This window comes from Mycoplasma sp. 10961 (assembly GCF_055523525.1).
Genome location: NZ_JBVFVD010000001.1, coordinates 89,418 through 106,523, shown reverse-complemented (window position 1 = coordinate 106,523; position 17,106 = coordinate 89,418). Strand labels below are relative to the sequence as shown.

Genomic DNA, 17,106 nt, shown 5'->3' with positions numbered 1-17,106 from the left:
ACTACTTGCTTCCTCCTCTATGTATTTTAAACCATTCATAATAATAAAATTTACGTTTAATGTGGTATTGCACCAAGAGATAAATTAAAGTGATAATTAAGCTGATATTTAAAATAGATATTAAGCTTCCTATAACAATTTGCAAGGTTGACAAAAGCTCAGTGCCATTAAAAAATGGAGAAAAAGCTAACGTCAAGAAGACAATCATTCATGAATATAAAAAAATATATCCATGTTTTAACTTATGCCTAAGCATTACTAAATATCCTAAGAAAAATAAGATTACAAAAGTGTTTGCTAAATATGACATTAAGCTGCGCATTGCAATTTGTTGTCCTAAATCACTTATTTGTTCATCAGTTAAATCTCTGGTTAAATGCTGATATTGTTCAGCACTAATCCCCATACCAAAAGGGATTAACAGTCAAACAAAGAGCACTGCTGTAAGTAGTGCTATTTGTACTAAAAGTGTATAGAAACTAATTTTATTTATGTTTGATTTATATTTAACCATTAGTTAGAAATAGTTACATATGTATCTGAGTTACTTGCATTCAATTTACCAGCTTGTTCGTCAAAAACTTTAGATAATGTTTTGGCCATTTCATTGGTAAATTTATCAAGAGTATCTATGTTTTTGTTGGCAAATTCTCTGTATAATTCAGCATTACCAAATGTACGATCATTCATAAATCCTCAAACTGTTGTAAATTGTGGATTAGAGTTATCAGCACGAGTTAATTGGGTTTTTAGAACACCAAGTCCCCCTTCGCTAATTGCTTGTGTTGATGAGATAACGTTAAGTAATTTATTAAAGGTTAATTTAGATTCATATCCTGAAACTTTTTCATCAACTTGTTTATAAGTTGCATCTTTTCCTTCAATAAATTTTTTATTGTTGAAAATATCTCCAACTGATAGTCTAACACGAGCAGGGTTTAAGTATGTATTTAAGTATAAAGTAACAAATTCTTTTACCTTAGCATCATCTAGTGATGATTTTGCAAAGTTGGAAACAAAACTTTTTGCTTTATTTAGGTATTTTGTAACTAATTTGTCTAGTTCTGCAGTATTGTTGTTTGTTTTATCTTTTGTTAAAGCTTCTGTTAATGTTTTGATAATTTTTTCTTTTTCATCATCATTATCACCATTTACATCAAAGATTTCTTTTTCAACTTTACGCATGTGGAATGAAGAATCTCCGTGTTTTAAGGTTTCAGCTTGTGGAATATTAAATGATCCATCTTTAAGTAAATCTTTTCCAACTAACCATTCTTGGTTTCCTGGGTTATCTGAATTTTGAACTCCAACTAAAGTTTTAACATCACTAATTGATAATAATGATGCAACAAGGTTTCTGAGTGGTAAAATATCACCTAAAGTAATTGCATTAAAGTCAGCGTCAGTAAGCACTTCAGGTTTTTCAATTGATGCTTTATGATCAGCTGCTTTAAGTAAGTTTGCTTCAGCAGAAGGACTAGTTTGATCTTTGTCAGCACTTCAAGTATTTCCTCATACTTTTTGGTTTGCTAATACTGAGATTTTAGCAGTTTTTGAATTTCTTTCAGTTTTAAGTGCATCATATGAAGCAAATCCAAGATCTTTAGCAAATTGTTCAACTTCAGTAAATTGAGCTGAATTTTCCGCTTTAATATCATCAATTAAGGTTTTTTGAATTCCATTAACAAATGGAACTTTTGAGTCATTTTTAAAGTATTCTTTGTAAGCTGCTACTGAATAAATTGCTTTAAATCATTCTTTAATAGCAGTTTTTCTTTCTTCACTAGCACTATTGTTTCTTGAATTAATAGCAAATGATCAAGAACCTGGGCTTTGTAAGTATTCGGTGTTATCATCTGTTTTAACTACGTTAAAGAATGATTGAGCACCAGCTGATTTTTCTGAATTTTGTGTATCTCATGAACCAATAACAGCATAGTCAATTTTTCCTTGGTTCATTAAACTAAAGATTGTAGCTTGAGCTTCACCAACTTCTTTAACTAAAGTTTGTCTTAAGTCTGATTGAGAAATACCTTTTTTACCTCAAACAGTTTGACCAAAATCTGATTCACTCTTTAAGAAAGCAGCTTCATAAATTGGGAAGAATAATGAAGAGTATACTTTTAATGCTTCTTTAAAGTAAGCATTGTATTGGTTTCCGTCAATAAATCCAGAAGTAATTTGACCACGAGTTTCATCGGTGTATAAGATTCTTGACATTAAGTTTAATTTTGGATCAAGTGAATTTTGAGTTTTAATTTTTTCTAAAGCTCCGGCTAAAACACCATTACCATATCAGAAGTCTTGGAATCTTAAAAGAAGTTTTCCTTCTTTAACTAGTTCAACTAAAGTATCTGTGTTTGCATTACTTAAGTCACGACGAGCATCTGCTTCTGGAAGTCTTGAAGCCATTAAAATTGCTTCCGTGTTATGTCTAATAGCCATTAATTTTGTAACATTAGTAATATTTTGCCCATTTTTTACACGGGTACGAATTGTTCCAAATGCTCTAAGAAGCTCTTTTTCTGCGGCAGTAGCACCAGTTGATGCTGATAATTCATCAATTAAACTAGGAATAAATTCATCAATATAACTAAGTGCATTTTGTTGAGTTAAGTCAGTAACTCTATCTCCAGGTAAATAGAAAATGTCAGCTACTTCAGGAGATGTAATACCTTGAAGACTGAAGTCTAAAGCACCTCAAACATCTTTTTCAATTGTACGAATTTTGTATTTTTTAGCTGATTCTGTTTTGTTGTAAGCTTCAATAGCTTTTTCATAAAAGGCTCTTTGAACCCCGTCGACTGCAACAACAATTTCTTCTTGTTTGGCATTACCACCACCGGTACATGAAACAGCTGCGAATGCACCTACGGATAATAAGCTTGTTGCTGATAATATAAATTTACGTATTTTCATAATAATTCCTTAAATATCTATTTTAAATCTATGGCTTATTCAAAAGCCAATTCATTTTTTTGATAAGCAATAATTAGAAAAATGATTGCAAATGGAGTTAAAAAAGTTAATGAAGAAATAACTCCAAGCACAGCGAATATTTTATTAAATTCCGTTTTTTTCAAAATGTAAAGCACATGGATTGAAAGTATCAAATTAACTATATAAGTTAGTAAAAGAATTGAAATAAAGATACGACTTTCATATGCATTTAACCTTGTGGAAACATTTCCATATATTGTTCCTTCTGTACCTTCGTTTATAGCCTTTTTTATAATAAAAAAAAATAAAATTGTGATTACAAAAGCAACAATGTTTGAAAAAATCATAAATAAGTACTCTAAAATCTTTGGTTTATACCGTCTTTCAAGTGGATATTTACCAAAAATAAAATATCTTAACTTAGTTTTGAGTGGAATTCGCTTAAATTTGTATTTTTTTTTCATTTTTCTATAAATATTATAGCAAAATATTAAATATTATTTGTTCACTTATAATATACTTAAAATATAGTGTTGATAATTTACCTTGCAATATCAAACTATTTAGGACCAATTAGAAAGGCTCCAAACTTACCTTGGCCACTCCCAATAATAGTTGCATTATTGTCTATATTTTTGATTGTAAAATTACTTCCTAATAATTTTTCTTTGATAACCAAATTATTTTTTAAAGTAATTTTTGCTTCATTATTACCAAGTGGGTTATATACAATTAATAAATAAGTTCCATCATCATTTTTTCTTAATGTTGTGTTATTGACACTAAATCCATTTTGGACATCTTCAAAATCCAAAATATCCCTTCAATTACTTACTACATATTTAGAATTCATTTCACGTAGTGAAATATATTCTTTACGTAGGTTAATTAACTGTGCAATTAAATTATATGATGAATTCGGATTTTTAATTATTGATTCAACGCTTCCTTCGCCAGGTGAAGCTTTTGGTGAGATCCGATCATCAGGGCTTTTAAGTTCGTAAAAATCAACATTCTTAGTTGTATCTTCTCACCAAAAAGCTTCACGAACATTTACATCCCGCTTTTTAGGCCCTCCTTGCATCAAAATCTCATTACCATTATATAAAGTTGGTAAACCACCACGTGATAAAAGTCCAAAGATCCCTGCAATATACCGGTTGCGTTGATCTAATGATAATTTATATGGTTCAGTAGTCGCAGGAGCACCCCCCACTCCTTGTTTAATTCTGGTAATTCATCTTTCAACATCATGATTATCTAAAAATGGAATTCATTCCCTAATTACACCATTTTTATCAGTTAAACCTTCAATTAACTTGAGTTCCTCATATGAATTTAATCTTACATCTGTTGAATTCTTCCACCTTACTCCATCAATTAATGAACTAAGTGAAACATCTCCTTGTTTGTTAAACCAATTTTTTTGAGCATTTGCATCACTTGAATCACCTCACCATTCTCCAAACATAAATGCATCATTAGAAGAACGAACAATTCCATTATTTGCAGCTTCTTTATATGCTTCATTAATTACTTTACGAAACTCACTAAATAATTCTACTTCATGCCCTTTTTTACTTCTTCCTTTATAAATATTAGGAGAATCAAAGAAATGGTAGAATGCATCATATCTAAACCCGTCAATTCCTTTAGTTGCTCAAAACTTATGCATATTCTTAATTTCTTCGATCACTTCAGGATTTGATAAATTTAAGTCTGGCATTCCTGATCAAAAGGCCGCTGCCCATTTATAATTAGATTGCGGCGGATTTGAACCAAGGGTATTAACTACTTTAAATAAATGTCTAATATCATCAGTTCCTTGTTGCTCATTACTATTTTGACTTTTATCATACATATAGTAATAATTTTTATATTTAGGATCACCTTGCAAAGCCTTTTGGAACCAAGGATGTTCGTACGAAGTATGGTTGATAACCACGTCAATGACGACCCTAATTCCCTTCGCATGGGCCGCTGTTAAAAATTCATCAAAAGCTTGCATCCCACCAAGTTCAGGAGCTACGTCAGTATAATCAATTACATCATACCCATGGTATGATGAAGCTGGGTGAATAGGCGAAAGGTATAAAGTATCAATACCTAGATTAACAAAGTAATCTAGGTTATTTTTTAAACCAATAAAGTCACCAATTCCATCATTATTGCCATCAGCAAATGAATATACTGTTAATTGGTACATAACATTAGATCTTTTAGCTTCTTTATTAAAAGGAGCAATTGAGGCAACATTAGTTGCTTCATCACTATAAGTAAGATTAGTTAAATTTTTTGATCTTACTTTTTGAGCAAAACTTTCATCACCTCAATTTAATAAGGTTTTAGCATCTTGTAACTTTTTAAATTCACGAGCTTGATCATATTTTAATTCTTGATTTGAACAAGCTACCAAAGTACTTGCAAAAATTGGCAAAGCACTTATATTCAATAGTAATTTAAAATATTTCTTCATATTTAAATTTTATTAAAAATTGCAATAGTTTGTTAATAATACTCAAAGCAGTTGATAAGTCAAATATAAAAAAACCAAGAAACTTAATTCTTGGTTTGTATAGCATAAATATTTTCTCAATTTTTTGTTACAGTTTTTAAAGCATTTCAAAGGTTTTTATCAAGTGAAGTATGCCCTGCTCCATCAACTAAATACAGTTTTGAATTACTTAATTCTTTGTGTAATAAATAAGCCCCAATTGGCCGACAATCCACATCTTGTCGCCCATGCACAATATCAACTGGAATATCCTTAAGCATCTTAGCATGCTTAAGGATGTAATTATCATCATTAAAGAAACATTTGTTAACAAAATAATGAGTTTCTAATAGTGCAACATCTAAATATGACTTTAGTTCTTGTTTGCTTGGATTTAACTTAGCCCTAAATTTATTAACTGAAACTAAGCATGCTTCTCAATTATAAAAAGTTTGTACTGCTAAGTTTTTAAATTCTGAATCATGGCTGGTAAATACATTATAGTATTTTTCTAAAATACTATTCCCTGGAATATCCTTAACTAGCGTGCTATAAGTTTCAAAATAATCAGGATAATAGTCACTTGCTCCATTTGCTTCATATAAAAAATCTATATCCTCTTGGCGTCCTAAAAAAACTGCTCTTAGTAATATCCGCTCAACATTGAGCGGATATTTAACTGCATATGCTAAAGCAAGTGTTGTGCCTCAGCTTCCACCAAATAAAGCTATTTTAGTTAAATTTAAATGAAGTCTTAAGGCTTCAATATCTTCAATTAAGGCTTGAGTAGTATTATTTTTAAGTTCTAAACGAGGTTTAGATTTACCACATCCTCTTTGGTCAATATAAATTAACTTAAAAACATCTAAATTAAATAATTTATTTAAGATCGGAGTTGAGCCTCCGCCTGGACCTCCATGAATTATAAAGATAGGAAATCCTTGCGGATTTCCATATACATGATAATAAATTGAATGCCCTCCACTTACTTGAAGATAATTTGCTTCAAGTAAGTTATTTTGCTTAGTTTTGTTTTGTTTCATATGGTCTAGAAAATACGTAGTAACCATCTTCAGTTACTAAAACATCATCTTCGATTCTAGCACCACCTAAGCCTTCAATATAAATACCTGGTTCAACAGTAATAATCATACCTGGTTCTAAAATAGTGTTTGAACGAGTTGAAACATTTGGAAGTTCATGTACATCAATACCTAAACCATGACCAGTTGAATGGGTAAAATATTGCCCATATCCTTTTTGGATAATATAGTCACGGCAAATTTTATCAATTTCTGAAACTTTAATACCAGGGCGCACTGCCTTACGACCTAAAGCTGCTGCTTCTTTAACAATTTCTAGGATTTTTAAAGCTTCTGGATTAACTTTACTTTGATCTCCAATTACAAAAGTTCTAGTAATATCAGCAGTATATCCTTTATATTTAGCACCAAAATCAACTTTTAATAAATTATTATCTTCAATTAATTTATCTGTAGGGTGGTGATGTGGCTCGGCACTGCTTGGACCTGAAGCAATAATTTCATCAAAACCTTCTTTATCAGCACCATGTTTTTTAAGTAAAAAGTTTAACATTGCTGCTGCTTCTTTTTCAGTAATACCTGGTTTAACTCAAGTTTTAAATTCATCTAAAGCTGCTAAAGAAATATCAACAACTTTTTGCATTAATTTAAGTTCTTCTTGAGATTTAATAATTCTTAATTCTTGCCCATTTACTCAAATTAATTCTTCTGGGTTAACAATATTAATAATTCTTTCTTGGACATTTTTAATTAAGTAATCTTTTTCTAAAGCAACTTTTTTAAAGTTTCTTGCTTTAAACCAATCTTGCATATTGGTTCCTTGAATTAAAACTATCTCAACATTTTTTGCATGCTTTTGTGCATATTCAATGTAGCGTCCATCTACAAACAATGTTGCTTTATCTTTTTCAATGGCAATAAAACCATCAGTAGTTTGCACATTAGCATACCATAATCTAGTTTGAGGAGCTTCAGAAATTAAAACTTCAGCCCCTGTTCGTTCGAACATTTTTAGTAATCTTGTATCATTCATAATTTTCTCCTCTTAGTTAGTTTGTTTTACCCCATTAGGGAATAATGCTGTTTTTGGATATTTAACTAATATTTTATCAAGTTTAGCTAAATTTTGGCGATAAGATTTTTCTTGCATTGGGTATTTAGTTTTATCGCTTCCATCAATTAAGTTATAAGCATATGATGAATCTAAATCTTCACCTTGAATTAATGGAACAAAGCCAGATCTTTGTGATAAATCAGTGCCATTAGTATTTGATGAAGTATTATAAATACCAACTGGAACCCCATATTCATTAGTTACCATTGATCCACTTGTTCCACCAGCTAAAGAGGAATTAGTTAAAGCAAATGAATAACCAATTCCAATTGCAATCCTTGCATCGTCTAAGACTCCTTCATTACTAATATTATTTGTAAAAGTAGTTCTATCAATTATAACTGAATGATCTAAATCACTCGAAGTATTAGACATAAATAATCCAGTATTAGAAACTTGTGGGTATCCTGCCACATACAAACGTTCAGGACGCAATGATTTAAGTTTATTAGCACCTGGTTTTAAATATGATGCAACATAATCAAATGGGATGTATAATGCAGCATCTTCATATTTAATTGTTTTAACATCATTATCAAAAGTGGCAATTGCTCTATCAATATGCTTTTTAAATAATGCATATTGATTTTGATTTTCTGTTAGTTTTTTATAATTTATTTCGACACCGAAAACAGCAAAATCTAACCCTGGGCGGCGATCTGGATAAGTTGTATCTTTGTATCAAGACGCATTATCAAGCATCTTTTTATTACCTTCTTCATTATAAAAATCCATTGCAGCAAATATAGTTTGCGGTGCTTTCATTATGTCTCCTAATGAAGTTGCTCCTTTAAGCTCAGCTCGTTCTTTAGGTTCATTTGTGAAAATACTTGGCCTATTAGTAGCAGTATTGGGCTTAGTGTTATTAGGAATTGGCTCAAGATTTATATCATCTCTTGGAACACCTAAAAAGCCATAAAGTGTTTCTCGTTTTGCTTCAGTGAAATACTCTGGAAAATCATTTTTTAAATCTTTATCAAAACTATTAAAGGCATATTTGTGTACGTGTAAATTTGTTGCAATAAAAAGCATTAAATTTTCTTTGTTAGCATCCCAAGCATAATCTAGCAACCAACCGGTTCCGTTATGTGGGTGTGCTAAAGGAGTAGTTGCAGTCTCAAATGTTCAACCGTAACCAATTGAAAAAGTCTTATTTTTAATTTTTTCAATTGCCTCACGTTCTGTTAATTTAGGAAAACTAAATTGCCTTTTTTCAGCAGGCGAAGTATCTTTAGATCATTCTTCCTCTTGGGCAAGAGTTTGCTGCACTTCAGTTTTAAGGTTATTTAACGCAGCATCACTTGAAAATTGCAACCTAAATGTATAAAAGTTCTTTTTATCAGGATCTTGAACTTTGTCAATTAATTTAGATACTTCTTCACGTAATTGGGGATTTCCAGAATTATTAGAAGCCCCAGGGTTTTCTGGTTCCCTTGGTTCTTGAGAAGGTGTCTTTGCATCTGAACCTTCATTTGGTTGCTTTGGCTCAGTTGTTTGGTTTCCTAAATCTGTAGAATTAACTGGATCAGTAGGTTTAGTTTGAATACTTGATCCAGGGTTTTGATCTTTTGGTTGTGGATCTTGTGGCGGGTTAGGGTTATTTAAAACTGGATTTGTAGAATTTCCTGGTTTGTCATTACCAGGATTTGGGTTGATAGGGGCTGGATCTGGCTGCACTGGCAATGGGATTACTGGTTTAGCAGATTCTTTACCATTCCCAGGTTTTTTATCATCAGGTTTTGGGTTATCTTCCTTACTAGTACATGAAATTACCACAGCAGGTAAAATTGATAAATTCATGAAAGTCAGGAATAATTTCATTCTTTTATTATTTTTCTTCATTACTTTAAGTATTATACCAAATATTAATTTTTAATTTTACTCAAGCAGTTAATTTAGTAAAATTAAAAAGTATATTTAATGAAGGTAATATAATATTATTAAATGAAAAGGAACATTATGATCAATATAGTTTTATACCAACCTGAAATTTCACCAAATACAGGAAATATTATTCGAACCTGTTATGCTTTAGGCGCTAAATTACATATCATTAAACCAATAAGTTTTGACTTACATCCTAAATACTTAAAAAGAGCGGGAGCTGGACGCATGCTTTCAGATATTCGCCACGAAGTCCATGATTCATATCAAAGTTTTTATAATAAATATCATGATAAAAATATTTTTTATATTACTCGCTATGGATTAAAAACATATAGTGATATTGAGTATCAAAGAATTCATGATCAAAATCAAGAAATTTGAATCATGTTTGGACGCGAATCAACAGGTATTGATAAAAGTATTTTGCAAAATAATTTAGATAATTGTTTAAGAATACCAATGGTTTCTGCCATGCGTTCGATTAATTTAGCAAATTCAGTTTGTATTGTCGCTTTTGAAATCATGCGCCAATTAAATTTTGAATCATTATCTTTATACGAAGTAGAAAAAGGGAAAGATTTTTTGAAACATGATTTTAACAAGTAAACAAAATCCCAAAATTAAATATTTAAAAAAATTAGAACAAAAAAAGTACCGTACTTTAGAACAAAAGTTTTTGGTTTCTGGCCGTCATTTAATTGACGAAGCTTTAAAACATAATTTAGTTTTAGAAATTTTTGAAACAGAAGATTCAAAAATTTACCCTAATTCAACAAAAGTTAGTTATGACATCATTCAGTATTTAGCAAAAACTACTAGTCCCCAACATTGCCTTGCTTTATGCGATAAAAGCAAGTTGAAAACTGCAAAAGTTAATAATGTTATTGCCTTAAATGATTTACAAGATCCAGGCAATGTTGGAACTATCATGCGCTTATCCCTTGCTTTTGGATTTGATACTATTATCATAGAAAATTTAGATCCTTTTAATGATAAAGTAATTAGAGCTAGCCAAGGATCAATCTTTAATTTAAATATTATCCAAACCAAAAATTTGGCTAACGAATTAAAAGATTATAAAAATCAAGGATTTACTCTATATGCTTCGCTCCTTGATTTAAAAGCCCAAAAACTTAATGATATTAAATTTTCGGAAGATAAAATTATTGTAATTTTAGGTAATGAAGGAACTGGAATATCGCAGGCAATAAAAAACCTCGCAGATCATAGTTTATATATACCAATTACTTTTGAAAGTTTAAATGTGGCAGTTGCTGCTGGAATAATCCTAGATAAAATTTATAATAAAAGGAGTTAAAAATGTATACTGAGCCAAAAGAAACTACCCACGAAACACTAGTTCAATGATACCCTGGCCATATGGCCAAGGGTTTTAAAGAAATTCAAAATAGTGCTGCCCTTGCCGATGTTTTTATAGTTGTCTTAGATGCAAGAGCTCCAATTAGTTCATATAATGAAGATTTCGACAAAATTGCTCCGCATAAACCACGCTTATTTATTTTTACCAAAATTGATTTAATGGATAAAAACAAAAAAAATCAAATTAATGAGAGATTTAGCGGTGAACATTTATTATGGCTAGATTTACGTAATCAAAGTTCTAAAAATAAAATATTACGTAAATTAACAGAAATAAATAAAGAAAAAATATCAAGAAATTTTGAAAAAGGAATAATTAAAACTAAAATTAAATCGTTTGTTGTTGGGGTTCCAAACTGTGGTAAAAGTACCTTAATTAATTTAGTAACTGAAAAAGCATCCTTAAAAGTGGAAAATTTCCCTGGTGTTACTAAGGAAAAAAAATGGGTAGCAAATAAAGAATTTTTATTTTTAGATACTCCTGGTATTTTATTGCCAAAATTCGATGACCAAGAACCAGCGGTCAAATTATTGGCAATAGGATCAATTAAATACGAAAATTTTTCGCCACAATTTTTAGCGACTAAATTCTATGTTTTACTAAGTAAATATTATCCTGAGAAACTCGAAAAATTAGGGCTCAAACCTTCACTAGATGAAATTGAAGTTTATGGGCTTTTAAGCGATTATGCTAAAAAATTCAACTTCTTTAAAAGTCAGGGAAAACTCGATTTAACTAAAGCTTATAACCATTTTGTACAAATGGTTAGAAATTTAAAAGGAATAACTTTTGACTAAGCAAGGTATAGAAATTATTTTTAAAAAATCTACCTTTATCTCATATGTTTATAACATAACTGATAAAGGTAATATAAAAGAAATAATTAATTTGCTCAAAAAAGAGCATAAGAAAGCAAGGCATATTTGCTATGGATATTTAATCTTAAATAATAATATCGAAAATGGAGGTTTTAGTGATGATGGCGAGCCATCTAATTCCGCTGGTAAAGTTATTTATGATTTAATTAGAATTAAAAAACTGACAAATATCCTAGTAATTGTAGTAAGGTATTTTGGAGGTACTTTATTAGGTTTTGGCGGTTTACAAAAAGCATACCGCCAAAGTGCTAAATTAGCCATCGAACAATATTTAGAAAAGGAATAATAATGATAAAAATAATCAATAAACATGATACAAATACACAATTATTAAAACCTGCTTTTGAAGGTTTTGAATTTCCAAATTTTGTCGGAAAACGTAATTTTACAATTAGTGATGAATTAAGTACAAAAGAATCATATGTATATTTTAGTAAGGAAAAGCAATCTTGATATGAATTTTCACAATGATTTAATAATTTTGCAAGTAATTTACAAAGAAGTTATGTATTAGATTTAAAAGCTTTTAGTAATCATTTTGAGACAGATAAATTAATTCGGTTATTTGTCTTTGGGGCAATCTTTGCAAAAGCAAAACTATTCAAAAAAACATATCAAAAAGAAGCAAAAACTAAAGAAGAATCTTTAAGTTTGCTAATTGAACAACCTACTTTAGAGCAAAAGCAATTAATTAATAAAGTAACTTTAATTGCAAAATCTGTAAACCAAGTAAGAAACTTACAAATTACACCGGAAAACTTCTTAAACTCTGAAATGCTTGCTTCAAGCATTTCAAGCAACTTTTCAGGAATTGATAATTTAAAAGTTGAGGTTTTAACTAAAAAAGAAATTCAAGATTTAAACATGAATTTACTTCTTTCAGTTAATCAAGGAAGTACCCATGAACCACGTGTTGTAATTATCACTTATAAAGGTAATCCAAAAGATGCTGAGCATACGAGCATTGTAGGTAAAGGAATTACTTTTGATACAGGTGGAGTTAATACAAAAGGGTATCATATGGAAGGAATGAAATATGATATGTCAGGATCAGTAGTTGCAGCTTATACAGTTAAAACTTTAGCTTTACTTAAAGCTAAAGTCAACGTCAGTGCTATTATGTGCATCACGGATAATCGTATTAATAATGATGCTTCATTACCTGAAAATGTTTATCAATCAATGAGCGGTAAATGGGTTGAGGTTGTGGATACAGATGCTGAAGGGAGACTAGTCTTAGCAGATGGAATTTACTATGCAGCAGAAAAATTAAAGCCAACAACTATTATAGATGTTGCTACCTTAACTGGTACTATCTTAACGAGTTTATCTAATGTTTATAGCGGAATTTGGTCAACCAATGATTCAAAATGAGAAATCTTTAATGAAGCAGCGCGCGAGGCACAAGAAAAGGTTTGACGTATGCCACTACATGAAGATTTTCATAAAGGTAATAAAAGTTCAAAGGTAGCAGATTTAGCCAGTTGATCAAAAATAGTAAGACAAGATTCTTCGCAAGCAGCCATGTTTTTAAAAGAATTCACTAAAGGCATTGATTTCATTCATTGCGATATTGCTGGAACTGCTGATGCTAATCAACAGCCGCAAGGCCCATTAGTAGCAACCTTAGTTGAATTTATATTAAGATTACATAATAAGAAAAAAGAAACTGAATAAAATCAGTTTCTTTTTTTTATATATGTTATATATTATTTTTTTTCTTTGTGATTAGTATGAGAATTGCATTTTGAGCAGTATTTTGATAATTCTACTTTTTCAGGATGATTTTTCTTATTTTTCTTAGAAATATAGTTTTCCATTTTGCAATCTTGACATGCTAATGTATATCCTTCTCTTGCCATAATCTACTCCTTTGCTATATATGATATTTTATAATAATAAAACTATTATATATGAAAAATGTCAATTAATAAAATATATTTTATAAAAGTCTAAATTGTATACTATAAAATAATTCACAATAACTTTTGTTATTTTAGATTAGGATGAAATTCATCCGATTTTTTCAACTTCTCTATTTTAATGCCATTAACATACATGGTTCTGAAAACTAAACCTTTATTAGCGAAGCATAAAAAAACAAAAAAACAACAATCATAATAAAATTAATGATTATTGTTTTAATTTTTGTATAGTTAATTATCAATCACTAAATTTGTATTCTTATTTTCTTCATTTAAGGTTGTAATATATTTATTAAAGGCAATTAGTAATTCCCGACCTAGTTCAGAGTTAAAAGCACCCTGGGTTTTAATATTATAACGCGCCATATTTTCATATATTGCTCTGTTACCAAAAACCTCTTTATTCATAATATTCCATACTTGTTCAAAGAGTGGATTAGAATTATCAGGACGAATTGGTTGTAATCTTGTAATACCTAACCCCCCATCAGCAATGCTAGTAGTTGAACCAAAAACATTCATTGTTTTATTGGTTTTAAATTTATCTTCAAAGGCTAAGATGGTTTCTAAAACTTCGTCGGAAACACTTACATTACTTTGGTTTTTTGATTGACGACGAATAATATTTAGAACTAAAGCCCTTATTTTCGCAGGATTTAAATAAGCATTTAAATATCCATCTATTGCTTGTTTTATGATTGTTTGATCAACTGCTATTTTGCTATAAGTTTCAACAAATAATTGAGCCCTACTATAAGCATAAGTTTTAATTTCATCAATATTGTTGCTATTACGAGCCTTTATGTCTTTAATTAGCGCTTCAGTTAAATTTTGTAAAAGAGCATTTTTCGATGCTCGATTATCACCATTAACACTGAAAATAAATTCTTCAATTTTTCGCATATGCAAAGCTTCAGTATTATAGCGAAGTAATGAGCTAAAAGGATGACTAATGCTATCTTCTTTAAGTAAATCTTGCGATACCAACCATTCTTTATCTTGGTTTTCTTCTTTACCTACTAAAAGATTAACATTTTCAAGACCTAATAATGAAGCTATGGTATTACGTAATGGTAAGATACTCTCAATTTCTAATGTTTCATAATCACGTTCTTGCAATGAATTAAGTTTTTTAACTTGATCTTTTAATTCTTGTGCACTAACAAAATTCTCTTGTGCATTTGCTTTAGTAGTATTAGTATTCTTAGATCAAGATTCTCCTCAAGTATTATAATTTGTTCAATTCTTTAATTCAGCAATTTGTGCTTCATTATAAATTGTATTTGGAAATGAAGTAAAGTCTTTAACATAGAAAAATCGCACTAATGCTGGATTAAGATATACAGCTAAATAGCCTTGCACTATTTTAGTAATTTCTTCTAAAGTTAATTCTTTTTTGCTAAATTCATTAACAAAACTTTGAGCTTTGTTAATAATTGAAGTTTTTAATTCTTCTACTTTAGAAGAATTATTTTTATAATCTTCCCAAAGTAGTTTAGTTAATTTATCAATAAAGTCAAGTTTTTGAGCTTCATTATCGCCATAGACTCCAAAGATATATTCTTCAATTTTACGCATATGTAATGATTCTTCAGAATAACGACCATTTTCCTCATAGCGCATTTGGCTCTCTTTTACACCTTCTTTAAGTAAATCTTTACCAACTAATCAATTGTCAGTATGCTCATCACTTCATTCAGGAAATTTTTTACCTTTTAAATTATCAATATTTTCAATACCTAATAAGGAAGCTACAGTGTTACGTAATGGTAAAATATTTTGCAATTTCATTTCGGTAAATTGCTGATCGGTTAAATTAGGTTCTTTTTTAATCAATTCATCTTTTAAAGATGAAACTAAAACCATATTTTGCTCTGAACTTGGGCTAGTTTTATCAAGATCTAATGATCAAGATTCGCCCCAAGTTGCTTGTTCATAAAGTATTGAAAGTTCAGAGGTTTGTTCTTGTTTTTGGAAGTAAAATTCTTTTAATTCTTCGTAAGTTTGGTATCCTTGTGATTTAGCTAAGTCAGTTAATTTATTATATTCTTCTAGGTTTTCCTTTTTAATTGCCCTTTTTAAATCTTGATAAACTTCTTTAACAAATGGAATATTAGTACCATTTTTAAATAATTCATAATAAGACGAAACATCAAAGATAGTTTTAATAAATTGCTTTAAGGCATCCTTACGTTCAGGCGAAGCATCTTTATTTTTAGAACTAATTCCAAAACTTCAAGCTCCTGGAGCCTGTATAAATTCATGATCTTCGTCAGTTTTAACAACCGAGAAAAAACTTTGAGCATTGGCTTGGCTTTGCGATAATTTAGCATCCCATGAACCAATTACCGTAAAATTAATTTTATTGTTTTTTAGCAAACTAAAAATACGATCATTGGCAACACTAGCATTATTTGATAAAGTTGCTTTTAAATCAGTTTGAGTAATCCCTTTTGCTGCTCATGGAGTTTCTTGAAATTCTTGTTCAGTTTTTATATAAGCCGCCTCATAAATTGGGAAAAATAACGAGGTAAATACTTTAATTGCATCTTTAAAATAAACATTATATTTATCAGTGTTGATAAATCCAGAAGAAACTTTGTTAGTTTCTGGATTTGTATATAAGATCTTAGTCATTAAATTAATATCACTAAGCTCAGGATTATCTTGTTTGATTTTCTCAAAAACACCTGCAAAAACTCCATTTGAATACCAAAAATCCTGGAATCTAACTAGCATCTTTCCTTCTTTGATTAGTTCAACTAAAGTATCAGTTGAACTATCCATTAAAATTTCTTTAGCTTCATTTTCAGGTAAATTAGAAGCTAAGGTTAATCCTTCGGTATTATGCACAATACCAAGTAATTTAGAAGTGTTATTATTATTTAATTTTAAATTAACACTTCCAAATTGTTGCATAATATTTTTTTCAGTTGGACTTGCTTTGATTTGGCTGGTTATTTCATTAAATAATTCAGGCATATATTCATCAAGAAAGGTAAGTTTTTTAGCTTGGGTTAAGAGTGTTATATAATCTGAAGGCATATAGACAATATCAAGAGAATCTTTATCTTGATCACTTGAATCAAAGGCTAACTGCAAAGCTCCCCAAAGATCTTTTGAAACAGTTTTAACCTTATAATTTTTACCTATTTCAGTTTTATTGTAAGCATCAATGACGTGATTATAAAAAGGTCTTAAACTACCATCAATTGCAATAACAATTTCTTTATTTTGGTTGATTTCATTGATTTGGCTAGTTTTATTTTTACCATCACTATTGCCAGGTTCAGGATCATTAGGTTTAGTTGGATCGGGGTTAGCATTAATTGGTGGCTTTGGTTTATCAGGAGCACCAGGGTTTTCATTAGTACATGAAGCAAGCATTAAAGAACTAAGGGATATAATACTTGAACTAGTTAATAAAAATTTCTTAAACTTCAT

The 17,106-nt window shown here is 29.9% G+C and carries 14 protein-coding genes; 5 read left to right on the top strand and 9 right to left on the bottom strand.

Going from position 1 to position 17,106, the window contains the following annotated elements:
* Position 1: 1 nt before the first annotated feature.
* From AC0B4T_RS00450 to AC0B4T_RS00420, 7 genes are all read right to left on the bottom strand, one after another.
* On the bottom strand, positions 2-514 hold the full coding sequence (locus tag AC0B4T_RS00450) for a hypothetical protein (protein WP_465101816.1): 513 nt from the start codon (positions 512-514) through the stop codon (positions 2-4).
* On the bottom strand, positions 514-2,919 hold the full coding sequence (locus AC0B4T_RS00445; RefSeq protein WP_465102682.1) for a hypothetical protein: 2,406 nt from the start codon (positions 2,917-2,919) through the stop codon (positions 514-516). The genes AC0B4T_RS00450 and AC0B4T_RS00445 overlap by 1 nt, the downstream gene beginning before the upstream one ends.
* A gap of 35 nt (positions 2,920-2,954) precedes the next feature.
* Positions 2,955-3,404 carry a hypothetical protein gene (locus tag AC0B4T_RS00440; protein WP_465102681.1) on the bottom strand — a complete coding sequence of 150 codons (450 nt, stop codon included), beginning with the start codon at positions 3,402-3,404 and terminating at the stop codon, positions 2,955-2,957.
* A 95-nt stretch (positions 3,405-3,499) separates the two neighbouring features.
* Positions 3,500-5,416, bottom strand: a complete 1,917-nt coding sequence (locus AC0B4T_RS00435; RefSeq protein ID WP_465102680.1) for an alpha-amylase family glycosyl hydrolase — start codon at positions 5,414-5,416, stop codon at positions 3,500-3,502.
* Between the two features lie 83 nt (positions 5,417-5,499).
* Complete coding sequence (gene pip / locus AC0B4T_RS00430; RefSeq protein WP_465102679.1) at positions 5,500-6,477, bottom strand: prolyl aminopeptidase; 978 nt, start codon at positions 6,475-6,477, stop codon at positions 5,500-5,502.
* The gene (locus AC0B4T_RS00425) at positions 6,458-7,510 is read right to left on the bottom strand and encodes a M24 family metallopeptidase (protein WP_465102678.1); all 1,053 of its coding nucleotides are present in this window, start codon (positions 7,508-7,510) and stop codon (positions 6,458-6,460) included. The genes pip and AC0B4T_RS00425 overlap by 20 nt, the downstream gene beginning before the upstream one ends.
* Positions 7,511-7,522: 12 nt before the next feature.
* Positions 7,523-9,433: an MIP family Ig-specific serine endopeptidase gene (locus AC0B4T_RS00420; RefSeq protein WP_465102677.1), complete on the bottom strand. Its 1,911-nt coding sequence runs from the start codon at positions 9,431-9,433 to the stop codon at positions 7,523-7,525.
* A gap of 117 nt (positions 9,434-9,550) precedes the next feature.
* On the opposite strand from AC0B4T_RS00420, the gene AC0B4T_RS00415 reads away from it, so the two are divergent.
* The 5 genes from AC0B4T_RS00415 to AC0B4T_RS00395 are packed head-to-tail and all read left to right on the top strand — an operon-like array spanning position 9,551 to position 13,414.
* Positions 9,551-10,084: a tRNA (cytidine(34)-2'-O)-methyltransferase gene (locus AC0B4T_RS00415; RefSeq protein ID WP_465102676.1), complete on the top strand. Its 534-nt coding sequence runs from the start codon at positions 9,551-9,553 to the stop codon at positions 10,082-10,084.
* The gene (locus AC0B4T_RS00410; protein ID WP_465102675.1) at positions 10,068-10,796 is read left to right on the top strand and encodes a TrmH family RNA methyltransferase; all 729 of its coding nucleotides are present in this window, start codon (positions 10,068-10,070) and stop codon (positions 10,794-10,796) included. Before AC0B4T_RS00415 ends, AC0B4T_RS00410 begins: the two co-directional genes overlap by 17 nt.
* A 2-nt stretch (positions 10,797-10,798) precedes the next feature.
* Positions 10,799-11,656 carry a ribosome biogenesis GTPase YlqF gene (ylqF, locus tag AC0B4T_RS00405; RefSeq protein WP_465102674.1) on the top strand — a complete coding sequence of 286 codons (858 nt, stop codon included), beginning with the start codon at positions 10,799-10,801 and terminating at the stop codon, positions 11,654-11,656.
* Positions 11,649-12,023 (top strand): YigZ family protein, encoded by a 375-nt coding sequence (locus AC0B4T_RS00400; protein WP_465102673.1) that lies wholly within the window; start codon positions 11,649-11,651, stop codon positions 12,021-12,023. The genes ylqF and AC0B4T_RS00400 overlap by 8 nt, the downstream gene beginning before the upstream one ends.
* Positions 12,024-12,025: 2 nt before the next feature.
* Positions 12,026-13,414, top strand: coding sequence for a M17 family metallopeptidase (locus tag AC0B4T_RS00395; RefSeq protein WP_465102672.1), 1,389 nt, complete (start codon positions 12,026-12,028; stop codon positions 13,412-13,414).
* 32 nt (positions 13,415-13,446) lie between these two features.
* On the opposite strand, the gene rpmG is transcribed toward AC0B4T_RS00395, so the two are convergent.
* Together rpmG and AC0B4T_RS00385 are read right to left on the bottom strand one after the other, a co-directional pair.
* Complete coding sequence (rpmG, locus tag AC0B4T_RS00390) at positions 13,447-13,599, bottom strand: 50S ribosomal protein L33 (protein ID WP_465101828.1); 153 nt, start codon at positions 13,597-13,599, stop codon at positions 13,447-13,449.
* A gap of 294 nt (positions 13,600-13,893) precedes the next feature.
* Entirely contained in the window at positions 13,894-17,106 is a 3,213-nt protein-coding gene (locus tag AC0B4T_RS00385; RefSeq protein WP_465102671.1) for a hypothetical protein, read from the bottom strand.